The organism is Shewanella sp. Actino-trap-3 (assembly GCF_002836275.1).
GTDB lineage: Bacteria > Pseudomonadota > Gammaproteobacteria > Enterobacterales > Shewanellaceae > Shewanella > Shewanella psychromarinicola.
Window position 1 is genome coordinate 2,980,548 of record NZ_PJCE01000001.1, and the last position, 14,114, is coordinate 2,994,661.

Here is a 14,114-nt window from a genome sequence, read left to right on the forward strand (position 1 = left end):
CCGGTCAATGCAGTTTGGCCGCTGACATTACTGATAGATCCCTATGATTACCGCAACATAGCGTCAACCTATAAACCGGTTAGTTAACAGCAGATTAACTAAAGCTCATTATTTCTCAATCCACGTGTCACTCATCACATTGCTGATGTATTATGTGATGCTAAGACATAAACAGATAAGTTAATATCATTGCTGGACAAAGGGTCTTCCCTTGCTTAGGATTAATATTTGACCAATCACAATAATAATACAACGTCGAACAGGGAACGTGAGATGAGATATTCCCTTTTTAATACCATTTTTTATTTAAAATAAGGCAATGTAATATGCTAAAACGCATCGTTTACGGCGTATGTTGCGCAGCTATTGTTGGACTCGGCTTATTCAGTTTATACGCTTGGAATCCTGTAATTGACCCCGTCATACCCGCTCAAACAGATTATTCGCCACAGGTTATCGAACAAGGCAAAACCCTCGCCGCAGCAGGTTATTGCAGTACTTGCCACACCCCGCCCGGTGGTACGGCTTATGCCGGTAACTATGAAATGCACACTGATTTTGGCACCATTTATTCAAGTAACATTACCCCAGATGTCGAAACAGGTATTGGTAACTGGTCAGAAGCGGCTTTTAGTCGCGCTATGCGCACTGGTGTAAGTCGTGATGGACATCATTTATTACCGGCGTTCCCTTATGAGCACTTTAATAAAATGACCGACGATGACATTAGCGCTATTTATGCTTACATCATGACGTCAGTCCCAGCCGTCAGCCAAGTCAAAAAAGACAACGGTATTCCATTCCCGCTCAATATCCGATGGTTTCAAGCCGGTTGGAAACTGCTGTTTGCAGACACACAACCTTTTGAGGTTAACAGCCAGCAATCTGCCCAATGGAACCGTGGCGCTTATTTAGCTCAAGGTATTGCTCACTGTGGTGCATGTCATACTCCGCGTAATGCGCTGGGCGGCGAAAAATATGCACAAATGTACCAAGGCGCAGCCATTGATGGCTGGATAGCACCGTCATTAACCTCAACAAGTACTTCACCGATCCCTTGGCGTTCGCAAGACTTTTACGAATACCTCACCACAGGTAACTCGCCTTATCACGGCAGTGCGGCAGGCCCAATGGCGCCGGTGATGCACAAAGGATTATCTGCGCTCCCCAGCAGCGATCTTCAGGCCATTAGCGGTTATTTTGCCGATCTTGCCGGCACGAACAAAACTGACCAGTCACAAACGAGCAGCACTTTACAGGCGGCAATAACGGCGCAGCATCAACAACCGGATCTACGGATTGATGAAGGCGCGCGTTTGTATGCTTCTGCTTGTCAAGCATGCCACTACAATAGCGACCAATTAGTTAAAGGCCGTCCATTGATTACTATCGGTTCGGCGACCCATCTTGATGCTCCAACTAACCTGATTAACGTAATACTCGATGGCGTACGTAACGATCAAGGGATCCGCGGCGTGGTAATGCCAGGATTCCGAGATGCGCTGAGCGATAAAGATATTAGCGCAATAGCAGCCTATTTGCGTCAAACCGCTGGGGAAAGTACCTGGCCGAAATTACAACAACAAGTGGGCGAGATCCGCAATCAACCCCGATTTGAGCACTAATTCACTGGAGAAGTGACAATGGCAAAATTTATTTTAAACGGCAAGCCGATGACTGCCGACGTAGAGAGTGATACGCCTCTACTGTGGGTAATTCGCGATGAACTCAACATGACCGGCACCAAGTTTGGTTGCGGCATTGGCACTTGTGGTGCCTGCACTGTCCATGTTGGCGGCCGAGCAACACGGTCATGCATTACCCCAATATCGTCAGTTGAAGGGGCCGAAATCACTACGATTGAAGGTCTTTCAGAAAAAGGCGACCATCCATTGCAAATTTCTTGGCAAAAGCTGCAAGTGCCACAATGTGGTTACTGCCAGTCGGGCCAAATTATGCAAGCGGCGGCATTATTAAAAGATATTCCAAAGCCTTCAGACAAAGACATTGACGCTGTGATGGGCGGAAATTTATGCCGCTGTATGACCTACGTTCGTATTCGTAGCGCCATTCATGAAGCTGCAAACGCAACCAAGGAGAGCAACGATGAGCAGACTGCCTAAACGTGGATCGGTTGGCATGAGCCGCCGCGGTTTTTTAATTGCCATGACAGCTGTCGGTGTCAGTTTTGGTTTTCCTCGTCACTTGATGGCGGCAATGGATCCTGCCAGCCCAGACGGTAAAGTACTCCCGAGTGAAGGCGATATTTACGAACCTTCATTGTGGTATTCAATCGACACCGCAGGCAAAATTAAAGTCAACATTATGCGCTCAGAAATGGGCCAACATGTCGGCACCGCTATTGCGCGTATTCTTGCTGATGAGCTAGAAGCGTCATGGGATGATATTGAAATTATCCATGTCGACAGTGACCCACGCTGGGGTTACATGGTCACTGGTGGTAGTTGGTCTATTTCGCAAAGTTGGCCGGTATATCGTCAAGCAGGCGCCGCCGGTCGTACTGCGTTAATTGAAGCTGCCGCTAAAAAATGGGGCCTTGCGCCACAAGACTGTAAAGCCAGTAATGGGAAAATCATCTCAAGCAAAGGCGAGCTGTCTTATGGTGAGTTAGTGACCATGGGCTTAACGCGTCAGTTTACTGAAGAAGAACTGAAAGCCCTGCCGCTTAAACCCAATGCAGACCTAAAACTGGTCGGCCAGCAAGTGACGTCTCTTGATATCGCCAATAAAACCAACGGTAAAACGATATTTGGTATCGACGCTAAAGTCGATGGCATGGTATACGCCAACCCGATTTTACCTCCGACCCGTTATGGATCTAAAGTGGTCAAGTTTGATGACTCAGCCGCAAAAGCAGTAAAGGGTTATCAGCAAACAATCGTGCTAGACGATGCCAGTGGCAGCGTACCTGGTTGGTTAATGGTAATCGCCAGCAGCTTTAATGCGGCGCAAAAGGCCTCAAAACTGGTTAAGGTTACATGGGATGCGGGTGAAACGGCAAACGTGTCTGAAGCAGATATTATTGCCCATGGTAAAACACTGCTTGGCGATCAAACCAAAGGCAGTATTTTAGACACTGGCAATAGTAACACTGAGCCCGTTTTTGCCAGCGCCAGCAGCACTATTGCCGAAGAATATATCACCAGCACGGTATTGCATGCACAAATGGAACCCCTTAATGCCTTGGTATTTAAAAACCCAGACGGTGTATGGGAAGTGCATTCAGGTACTCAATGGCAGTCACTTACGCTACCCGTACTAGCCAAAGCATTAGGCGAAGATGAAGCTAACATTGTTATTCGTAGCTACATGTTAGGTGGCGGCTTTGGCCGTAGACTTAACGGCGATTATACTATTCCGGCCGCATTAACCTCTAAAGCATTAGGCGGAAAACCGGTTAAAATGGTGCTAACGCGCCCACAAGACATGCTATTTGATAGCGCGAGATCAGCTTCAGTACAGCAGCTAAAAATGGCCTTTGACGATAAAAAAATCGTTACCGCCATGGAACATCACGCCACTGCAGGTTGGCCAACCCAAGCATTAGTCCCTGGCTTTATGCCAAAAGGTACCAATGGCGAACCCTATGATCCGTTTTCAATTGCAGGCGCAGACCATTGGTATAGCGTTGGCGCCCAAAAAGTACGGGCAGTATCTAACGATCTTGCCATGGCTACTTTTAGACCGGGTTGGTTACGTTCAGTAGGGCCCGGTTGGACTAATTGGGCCGTTGAAAGCTTTATGGATGAAGCCGCCCATCATGCAGGTAAAGATCCATTGCAGTTCCGTTTAGACATGCTGATCGCCGAAGGCCGCAATGCCGGTAGTACGCCTGTTGCCGAAGGCGGCGCTGCGCGCCAAGCCGTAGTATTGAAAAAAGCCGCCGAGATGATTGGTTGGGGCACACCTCAAGCCAAAGATACCGCGCTTGGAATAGCATCAACCTTTGGTCAAGAACGTGATATGCCAACATGGGTATCGTGCGCGGTACAGGTCCATGTCGACAAAAGCAACGGTATTGTCAATGTGCAAAAGCTTTATATCGCCATCGATGCCGGTATTATTGTTGATCCAAATGGCGCAGAAGCGCAGTGTCAAGGTGCAGCATTATGGGGATTATCCATGGCGTTATACGAAGGTACTGAACTGCTTAATGGTCAGTATAAAGATTCAAACTTCAATACCTATACCCCTCTGCGCTTAGGTCAAACTCCTGAAGTTAAAATTGAGTTTATCCCAAGCAAAATGCCACCTTCTGGATTAGGTGAGCCAGCAGTAACCCCTGTTGCCCCAGCTATTGCCAATGCAATCTACAATGCAGTCGGTGTACGTTTACGTAAAATCCCGATGAAGCCTAGCGAGTTGAAAAGTGCACTCACTAAAGTGTAGTAGCTTACAACACCGCTAACAAAAAGCCCGATACCTTGTATCGGGCTTTTTCATACCAATTTTAATATCATTAACACAAATCAAAGCATTAAGATTACGACCTCCATCAGCAACAGCACACTAACTGACGGAGACTGCTCAATGAAAGATCGCTTTAGTCGCGCAGATAAAGCGCTGTATTGCTCCAAACGAAGCGGGCGAAACCAAATACAACAAGCACAGACTCGATAATCCCGATCATTTATGTGTCATAGTCATCCGTCACAAATGCCTCCATACAACAAGGCTAATGGCCTTCGGCAAATAAATAATTGAGCCAGCCCTGCATTCTTAACAATACCTTTCGCATGACCGCAACATGGCTAAAATGATCGGTATAAATAGCCACTTGTCCCGCAACACCCGCAGGCAATGATTGCCTTATGGCGTTATCTTCTAGCTCAATCAACACCACGACTCGGCCGCGGTGAAACAACTTATTTGATGACTGTAAATTACCACTAAATTGGATCTCACCTTCTGCCATTGCGGGCAGTATTTTGGCGACTTTGCCTTTAAACACTTGCCCTGGCATGGCATCAATTATCACCTCAGCCTCATCACCTTCTTTAAGGCGTAACAGTGAGTTTTGCCAAAAAGCACCGGCAAAATATCGGGTTTCATCCGGAATAAAGGTTAATGCAGGACGTAATGGTAAAGGCACTGCCATAACACCTTTTCGCAGCGCCAACTGCGTCACAACACCATTTGCCGGCGCCCTAACGACTGTTTGTTGTAAGTCATACTCGGCCTTGGCGAGTTCAGCTTGAAGGCCCGCCACTTTGGTATTAACCCCGTCAATATTTGACTCATAGGCCAAACGAGTCCGCAGTTCCTCTGCTAAGGCGCCATCAAGTTGCGCTAATGAGGCAATGTATAACTGGCGGCGGTTGTCGAGTTCAAGCTCAGTAAAGGGTGAATTACGCCCGGCTTTTTTACGACCGTCGTCATAACGACGATAAGCGGATCCGCTACGATCTTTATCTGCAGTGGCTTGTTCAACTCTGGCAGTTGCAACCTGAAATGCGGCTTCAAGCTGCGGCACTTGCAGCTCAGCTTCTTTTAGCGCAGCTTGTTTTTGCTTAACCATTGCAAGGTAAGGTGTAGGGTCAATTTTAAATAACACCTCACCTTCTTTCACTGGTGTGTTCGGCTTAACATTGACTTCGATAACCAATCCTTTAACTGCGGGCACAATCGGAATAGTGACGAAATACTCGCGAGCAAATTTCGAATAGGGGTGGTTATAATTCATTAAAATTAATAAAGTACCAATTAACACAATTCCGCCGAGAATGGCCGTAGGCACGGTCCATTTAGTTAACGGAATTTTAAATACTTTAAAAACTGCGATGCAAAATGCGGTATAAGTCAGTATGAGTAGTAAGTCCATGCTTATGCCTCTTGTGAATGTTCATCTGAAACGGGAGGAGTCGTGACGACAGAACGTTGCTCTAATAGCGACAAACGATCTGTTAGTACTGTGACATGATTCATTAGCTCTTTAACTTCACCCTCAAGTATCAATTCTCGCTTTCTCGAATCACTAAACCCCCAGCCTCTATCTTCACGATATAACGTGGCCCAAATCCATAAAAATGGCCAAATGGCATGCAAAGTAAATAAGCTTACCCAACCGGCAATATGCAGTGCATCTTGCTGTGGATGATTACGTTTTTTCGCAATCTCGTAGGGAATATCATGAATCGCAATAATGCCGTAAAAAATAAATATCACTACAAAAAATATAATCCCTAGCGCAAAATAATCTAAAAACATATCTCCTCCAAATTTCGATTTATTGTCGATAAAGTGTATATACTTAAATAAACAGTGAAGCCAATTTCAGTATAGAAGTGATTAATAAAAATACATTGATATTATTGAAACAACAAAGAAACTAACCGGATTATCTATTTTATAGCCATTACCTCCATTACTTATTTGCACGAATTAATGCTGTAAGCATGGGTGTTTTGAGTTTATTTATGCACAAAAAAAGCCCACGTTATTTGCTAACGCGGGCTTTAGATAATGTAAGCAACAATAGCTTAACTTTAGTCTTCTGCCATTTTAGCAAAAACTCAAGTCGCGACATATCTTACTCATCCGGTTGCCATGGTTCATCAGACAAGGACTCAACCGTAAAGTCACCTAACGCAGCAGGCTTCTTCACTGTGACATAATGAGTTCATTGGCTAAGTACTGCAGGACGGCGCTCTAATACAATGTGCCTAGCACATAGGGCCTTTGCGTTGGGCTAATGCACCTTTATACACTTTAAGATCCATCAACTCTGACCTTCCACCCGCAAGCTCACGGTATAACGTTGCACTAACGCCATTAACCCGTCACCCTTTCACTTCAAACGTAATGAATATGTTCTGAAAAACTAAAGCGATATTTAGGCCGCACAATACTGGCGCGGGCGCCATAGTGTAATAACACAGACTGGGAATATAGGCATTAGGATTGAGCAAGTAACTATCATCAACCGACAGCAACATTGAATAAGAGGACAAGGTTCACTCGCTAGCGTAAGCCTCGTCCATGAGTGATTAACACAAAAAAACCCTGCCGACTTATGTCCACAGGGCTTTTATAGGCAGTCGTCCAGCGTCGAACGATGCAAATATTAAGCTTTTTTAGCCGCTATCGCTGCTTGAACTTGGTTAATAGCAGTGCCACCTAATACGTCACGTTTTTCTAAACAGGCTTCAATAGTCAAGTTAGGATACACGTCATCGCTGATCACATTGGCAAACGGCTGTAACTCAGCCACGGTGAGATCTTCAATCGGCTTTTGCTGAGCAATAGCAAATACCACCACTTCACCCACCACGTGATGTGCTTCACGGAACGGCATACCTTTAGCCACAAGGTAATCAGCTAGTTCTGTTGCATTAGCATAGCCTTGTTGTGCGGCCACCAGCGCTTGTGGACGGTTCACTTTTAAGCCGGACAACACTAAAGCCGCCATATCTAAACAAATAGCCCAACTGTCGACCACATCAAACAAGCCTTCTTTGTCTTCTTGCATGTCTTTGTTATACGCCAATGGCAGGGCTTTCATGGTGGTCAAAATGCCCATTAAACTGCCATAAACACGGCCTGTTTTACCACGAATAAGCTCTAATGCATCGGGATTTTTCTTTTGTGGCATCAATGACGAGCCAGAGGTCACTTCGTCAGCCAATGAGATAAAATTAGCTTCGCCAGAGTTGAAGAAAATTAAGTCTTCGGCCATGCGGCTTAAATGCATCATGCTGATTGATGCTGCGCTGCATAATTCAACCACATGGTCGCGATCTGACACACTGTCTAAGCTGTTTAAGGTTGGGCGAGCAAAGTTTAACGCTGATGCGAGCGCATGACGATCAATCGGATAGGCGGTACCCGCTAACGCACCTGAACCTAATGGGCAGGTATCGGCACGATTAAGCGCATCTTGCAGGCGGCTAATATCACGCTCATACATTTCCACATAGGCTAACGCCCAATGACCAAAGGTGATCGGCTGTGCACGCTGTAAATGGGTGTAACCCGGCATAACCGCATCAACTTCACGTTCAGCAAGGGCAACTAACTCTGCATGCAATGTACCTAAACGTGCCAGCAAAGCTGCACCTTCTTTTTTACACCATAGCTTTAAATCAGTCGCGACTTGGTCGTTACGAGAACGACCTGTATGCAGTTTTTTTCCTAAGTCACCGACTTTGGCAATCAACTTTTGTTCAACAAAGCTGTGAATATCTTCCGCGCCGTTGCTGATAATGGCCTGTGGATCATTACCCACTTCCACCAGCAGTTCATTTAAAGCCGCTTTTAAGTCGATACATTCTTTAGCCGTAATAATCCCGACACTGGCAATAGCGTCTGCCCATGCGATAGAGCCGACAACATCTTGTTCAAATAAGCGGTAATCCACTGGCAGTGAGTCATTAAATAATTTGAAAAGTGCACTGGTTTCGCCCTGAAATCTTCCGCCCCATAATGCCATTTCGGTATCCTCTTTTTTGATATTACAATTCAATGATGTCGGTGTAGTTGATATCAACTTTCTTATAATCGCTTTTTTAAAAATGAACAAAAGTGATTATAAGAAAGGCGCTTTGCAGCGCCTTATATTGTTTGCTTACTCTCTATTTAGCGTTTAGCGCGCGAATACGGCTTGGTAACGAATATAAACGAATAAAGCCTTCAGCGTGTTTTTGATCGTACACGTCATCTTCACCAAAGGTGGCAAAAGATTCTGAATACAAGCTGTTTGGCGAACGTTTTTTAACAGCCGTTGCCTGGCCTTTGTAAAGCTTAATGACCACATCACCATTAACCGATTCGGCTAATGATTCAGATGCAGCAATAAGTGATTTACATAGTGGTGTAAACCAACGACCGTCATACACTAGGTGCGACATTTGGGCGGCAATTTGCTCGCGCCACGTACGGCTGGTTTTGTCCAAGACTAATTCTTCAATGGCACGAAGACCGGCAAACATTACCGTTCCACCTGGCGTTTCGTAACAGCCACGTGATTTCATCCCCACAAGACGGTTTTCGGTAATGTCGATACGACCTACACCGTGTTTACCTGCGATGTCGTTTAACGTCATTAATGCAGCATATGGCGATAAAGCTTCATCGTTTACATGAGTAATACGGCCATGTTTAACGCCTAACGACACATATTCTGGCTCGTTTGGCGCATCTTCTGGGGCAACGGTTAACGTCCATACGCCTTTTGATGGCTCGTTCCACGGATCTTCTAACTCGCCACCTTCGTGGGAAATATGCCATGCGTTTGCATCACGGCTATAAATTTTAGTCGCTGAAGCTGCGGTTTTAATATTACGCTCTGCGAGGTAATCCAGTAAGTCTTCGCGGCTACGCATTTCCCACTCACGCCAAGGCGCAATCACTTTTAAGTCTGGTGCTAATGCCGCAAAACAACCTTCAAAGCGTACCTGATCATTGCCTTTGCCGGTACAGCCATGGCATACCGCGTCAGCGCCAACTTTACGGGCCACTTCAACTTGCGCTTTGGCAATAATTGGACGCGCCATTGAAGTGCCGAGTAAATAGGTACCTTCGTAAATAGCACCCGTTGCGATAGTGGGGTAAATGTAATCTGCCACCAACTCTTCTTTTAAGTCAACGATATAACATTCGCTGGCACCTGAGGCTAACGCCTTTTCAGTTAAGCCCACTAACTCTTCTTCACCTTGGCCTACGTCGGCACAGAATGCGACGATTTCGCAGTTATCATAGGTTTCTTTTAGCCACGGGATAATGGCTGAGGTGTCTAACCCACCAGAATACGCCAATACCACTTTTTTAACGCCGGTTTTTTTCACTGCATTAGACATGTTTATTTCCTAAAATCGATTACGTATATAGTTAATTTAATAACGCCAACGGCACTATTGACTTATATAATGAGACTAACTTAATAAGGTGACTAATACTGCATTTTGCGCATGCATACGGTTTTCTGCTTGATGTAAAACCAATGAACCTTCACCGTCCATCACCTCGTCGGTCACTTCCACGCCGCGATGCGCAGGCAAGCAGTGCATAAAGAATTTAGCCCCAGCTTTAGCCATTAACGCACGGTTGACTTGATACGGTGCAAAACGGGCTTTTATATCCGCCAGCGGTGTTTCATCACCCATTGAAATCCACGTATCCGTATAAATAGCATCGTGGCCTTCTATGGCATTAATGTCAGCACTTAAGGTCAATTTGCCACCATTTTTTTGTGCTAAAGCTTGTGCTTCGCTGACGATTGATGCGTCAGGGAACGCGCCCTCAGGGCAAATCACTGTCATCGTTAGGCCCAAAATAGCCGCGCCGTAAATGAGTGAGTGTGTCACATTGTTACCATCGCCCACATAAGCCAGTTTAGCTTGGCTCACATCATCAAACTGCTCGGCTAACGTTAAAAAGTCAGCAAGTGCTTGGCACGGATGGTACAAGTCTGATAAGGCATTAATAACAGGTACGCTGCCATGTTCAGCTAATTGCTCAATCGTGGTATGCGAGTAGGTTCTAGCCACAATAGCATCGGCCCAACATGAAATGTTAGTGGCAAAGTCAGCAACCGATTCGCGTTGGCCCAAGGCACCATTTTGTTGATCTAAGTATAAGCAATGACCACCTAATTTATTAATGCCAATATCAAAACTGACTCGGGTACGCAATGATGGTTTTTCAAATAGCATCACAACGCTTTTACCATCTAAGGCGCGACGGTACTCAGCAGGGGTGTTCTTAATTTTTTTAGCCAGTTCAATGATGGCTAAAAGCTGAGATTGAGTTAACTCTTTTATCGACAATAGGTGCTGCATAGACTACTACTCCATTAAGGTTGTATTTGAGTCCCGACGGACCCACCTTTGACTAAGGTTTTTAACTGTTCAGCATCACGCCACGAAGCAATCTGCACGGGTTTTCCCATCCATTGCGCGACTTCTAATGCGGCTTCCACTTTAACTTTCATGCCTTTTTCAATCACCCCTTGGGCGACTAAGTATTCAATTTCACTTTTATTTAAGCAGTTAATTAACTGGCCTTTACCGTCTAATACGCCCGACACATCTGACAATAAAACTAAGGTGCCATTAACCAATTTAGCTAACGCCGTTGCCGCTTGATCAGCATTAACGTTTAACATTTCACCTTGGCTAGAAATGGCAATGGAGCTACAAATTGGCATCCAACCTTGGCCTAAAATAAAGTTTAAATAGGTGGCGTCTTTTGGCTCAACTTCACCAACAAGGCCTAGACGCTCATCTTTAATTTTGGCACTTACCGTGTTGCCATCGCCTAGGCTCATGCCCACACTCACAATGCCCGCTTTAGCAGCCGCGGCTTGTAGAATTTTGTTCGATGTGCCCGCTAATGCACCAACCACAATAGGAATTTGGTCTTCTGGCGTGACACGTAAACCATCGAGCTTAATAGTTTCTTTACCATTAGCGGCTAACTGTTCGTCAACTAGGCAACCACCGCCATGGACTAATATGACTTGCTGACCTGCAGTAAGCATTTCTGCTGCGGCTGTCATTAAACGCGCAATACCCATTTCGCACTGGAGTAATGCACCACCCACTTTTAATACTAATACAGATTTTGTCGCCATGATTCTTATTCCTTTACTAATGCGATCCGATTACACACCGAAATGGATTTTAATGCACTGTAGCCCTTGGCTCGCAGCACCTTTCATTAAATTATCAATCGCACTGGCGACCACTAAATAACCGCTATTGGCATCATATTTCCAACCTAAATGACAATTTGGTGTATTGACGACATCATCCACTTTAGGAAATTGATTATGCTTTACCGTCACGATGGGTGCGTTGTCATACACGCTATAAGCTTTGATCACATCGGCTTCGGTGATACCTGGTTTTAGTTGTACGGTTATCGTCGCTAAAATACCACGCTTAAAGTTACCTAAATGCGGCGTAAAGATCACTTCTTGGCCTAAATGTATGGCAATTTCAGGCTGGTGTCTGTGGCCTAACACACCGTATGGCGTTAAGCTGACTTCGCAAAAATTAGTGTGCAGTTGCGCTTTACGACCCGCACCAGTGACACCACTAACGGCATTAATCACCGGATACATCGAGGTTAATAACGACTTTAATGGTTTTAATGCAGTGAGCGACGCTGTGGGGTAACAACCTGGCACAGCAATCATTCTGGTTTGTTTAATCTGCTCGCTATTCCACTCTGCTAGACCATATACCGCCTGAGCTAATACGTCAGGATGAGTATGCTCAAAGCCGTACCATTTAGGATACTGTGCCACATCAGCAAAACGATATGCACCGCTTAAGTCGAACACTGCCAGACCTTGGTGGTAAAACCATGCGGCAAGCTCTAGGCTCACTGAATGCTCAGTCGCTAATACCACTGCATCGGCTTCGGCAACGATTCGCTTTTTAGCCTCATCTGATAGCGGCGAAAGCGTGTAAGCCATGTGGCTATATGTAGGGTATAAGTCGGCTAATTTACGACCTTTATCTACACTATTTTCCGACACATACAACCCTTGAACGCTGAGATTGCAGTCTGCGTTAATCAACGAGGTGATTTGTGCACCTGTGTAACCACTGGCGCCAATAATTGCGATGCTTTTCATAAGTTTGTTTTCTTTTTGATAGTGATAGAAAGTGTCAGCATAGACTATGTAGACGGGATCCGTCTAATTTCGGACTATCGTCGCAGGACGTTCGCGTTGATTATTGATATAGTGGATTGAGCAGCGAGAAAGCACATATTTATTTTCATTTTTATCGTTCTATTTATGGTGTCGGTTAATGCTGTTTGCTAGACTACCACACAATATTAATTATGCAATATATGTGAATAAGTATTTTAAATATTATTTTTAGGATAACCCATGAGCACACTCCCAAATCTAAAAAGTTGTTTTACACAGCTGATTGCAGCGCCATCAGTCAGTGCAATCGAAGCTGAAGACGATATGAGTAACCATGCAGTTATCAGCTTGTTGCAAAACTGGTTTAGCGAGCTTGGTTTTGAATGTGAAACGCCTACAGTAGAAGATTCACGTAACAAGCAAAATCTTATTGCCAGAATAGGTTCTGGCAGCGGCGGGTTATTATTAGCAGGCCATACCGATACCGTACCATTTGACGAAGGCCTCTGGAGCCAGAGCCCATTTGAGATGGTTGAAAAAGATAATCGCTGGTATGGTTTAGGCACCTGTGACATGAAAGGCTTTTTTGCACTAGTGCTTGAAGCATTAAAAGACATGCCACTGGACCAATTTAAACGCCCGTTGACTATTTTTGCCAGCGCGGATGAAGAGACCACCATGAGCGGTGCCAAAGCGTTCGCCGATTCCAAAGCCGTGGCCCCTGATTATGCGGTTATTGGTGAACCCACCAGCTTAAAACCTGTCTATATGCATAAAGGTCACTTAGCTCAAGGGATCCGTGTGATTGGTCGCAGTGGCCATTCATCAGATCCAGCGCGCGGCCTCAATGCCATTGAAGTTATGCATAAAGTTATTAGTCAGCTAATGACACTAAAACAGCACCTAAGTGAAAATTATCGCGAAGATGCATTTACAGTGCCTTACCCAACAATGAACTTTGGCCATATTCATGGTGGTGATGCTGCCAACCGTATTTGTGGCTGCTGCGATTTACACTTAGATATTCGCCCATTACCTGGCATGGAGTTAGCTGAACTCGAATTAATGGTATTGAACTACTTATCCGATATCAGTAAGGAGTATCCTGGTAGCATTAGTGTCAGTACTTTGTACCCAGGTGCAGAATCGTTTGCTGGAAAAGCAGATAATCCGTGGACCAAATTGGTGGCAGAGTTATCTGGACATGATGCCGAAGTGGTGAACTATTCAACCGAGGCCCCCTATATTAATAAACTGGGCTGCCAAACCTTAGTATTGGGCCCAGGGAGTATTAACCAAGCTCATCAGCCAGACGAATTTATTGGCTTAGAATACCTAACGCCCACGGTCGAGTTAATTAAGAAAATGATTTATCACGCATGTATGAAGTAATCGTCTCGGTTAGGTTTTTTTAATCATATAAATGTAATATTTTTACGAAATAAAATTACTAAACACACCACCCGTGTATTGACCGATATTGATACGCTGG

General features: G+C 45.1%; 11 protein-coding genes. 4 read left to right on the plus strand and 7 right to left on the minus strand.

All coding sequences use genetic code 11. The features are described from left to right. Positions 1-326: 326 nt before the first annotated feature. Genes CXF80_RS12765 through CXF80_RS12775 form a run of 3 tightly spaced genes read left to right on the plus strand, consistent with a single transcriptional unit; the run spans position 327 to position 4,410 of the window. Complete coding sequence (locus CXF80_RS12765; protein WP_101033224.1) at positions 327-1,625, plus strand: cytochrome c; 1,299 nt, start codon at positions 327-329, stop codon at positions 1,623-1,625. Positions 1,626-1,643: 18 nt separating this feature from the next. Beyond that, positions 1,644-2,123 (plus strand): (2Fe-2S)-binding protein, encoded by a 480-nt coding sequence (locus tag CXF80_RS12770; protein ID WP_101033225.1) that lies wholly within the window; start codon positions 1,644-1,646, stop codon positions 2,121-2,123. Then, a complete protein-coding gene (locus tag CXF80_RS12775; protein ID WP_101033226.1) occupies positions 2,107-4,410 on the plus strand; it encodes a xanthine dehydrogenase family protein molybdopterin-binding subunit in 2,304 nt (767 codons plus the stop codon). The genes CXF80_RS12770 and CXF80_RS12775 overlap by 17 nt, the downstream gene beginning before the upstream one ends. Before the next feature lie 286 nt (positions 4,411-4,696). On the opposite strand, the gene CXF80_RS12780 is transcribed toward CXF80_RS12775, so the two are convergent. The 7 genes from CXF80_RS12780 to argC all read right to left on the minus strand — a co-directional run bounded on the left by CXF80_RS12780 (position 4,697) and on the right by argC (position 12,601). Continuing rightward, complete coding sequence (locus CXF80_RS12780; RefSeq protein ID WP_101033227.1) at positions 4,697-5,842, minus strand: HlyD family secretion protein; 1,146 nt, start codon at positions 5,840-5,842, stop codon at positions 4,697-4,699. Between the two features lie 2 nt (positions 5,843-5,844). Then, positions 5,845-6,228, minus strand: coding sequence for a DUF3302 domain-containing protein (locus CXF80_RS12785; protein ID WP_101033228.1), 384 nt, complete (start codon positions 6,226-6,228; stop codon positions 5,845-5,847). Positions 6,229-7,084: 856 nt separating this feature from the next. Continuing rightward, positions 7,085-8,449 carry an argininosuccinate lyase gene (gene argH, locus CXF80_RS12790; protein WP_101033229.1) on the minus strand — a complete coding sequence of 455 codons (1,365 nt, stop codon included), beginning with the start codon at positions 8,447-8,449 and terminating at the stop codon, positions 7,085-7,087. A 142-nt stretch (positions 8,450-8,591) separates the two neighbouring features. Beyond that, entirely contained in the window at positions 8,592-9,815 is a 1,224-nt protein-coding gene (locus CXF80_RS12795; protein ID WP_101033230.1) for an argininosuccinate synthase, read from the minus strand. 75 nt (positions 9,816-9,890) lie between these two features. Continuing rightward, positions 9,891-10,796, minus strand: coding sequence for an ornithine carbamoyltransferase (locus tag CXF80_RS12800; protein ID WP_101033231.1), 906 nt, complete (start codon positions 10,794-10,796; stop codon positions 9,891-9,893). A gap of 14 nt (positions 10,797-10,810) precedes the next feature. Further along, on the minus strand, positions 10,811-11,590 hold the full coding sequence (argB, locus tag CXF80_RS12805; protein WP_101033232.1) for an acetylglutamate kinase: 780 nt from the start codon (positions 11,588-11,590) through the stop codon (positions 10,811-10,813). Positions 11,591-11,620: 30 nt separating this feature from the next. Continuing rightward, positions 11,621-12,601, minus strand: coding sequence for an N-acetyl-gamma-glutamyl-phosphate reductase (gene argC / locus CXF80_RS12810; RefSeq protein ID WP_101033233.1), 981 nt, complete (start codon positions 12,599-12,601; stop codon positions 11,621-11,623). Positions 12,602-12,862: 261 nt separating this feature from the next. Between argC and argE the strand changes: the two genes are divergently transcribed. Further along, complete coding sequence (gene argE / locus CXF80_RS12815; protein WP_101033234.1) at positions 12,863-14,014, plus strand: acetylornithine deacetylase; 1,152 nt, start codon at positions 12,863-12,865, stop codon at positions 14,012-14,014. Positions 14,015-14,114: the final 100 nt, after the last annotated feature.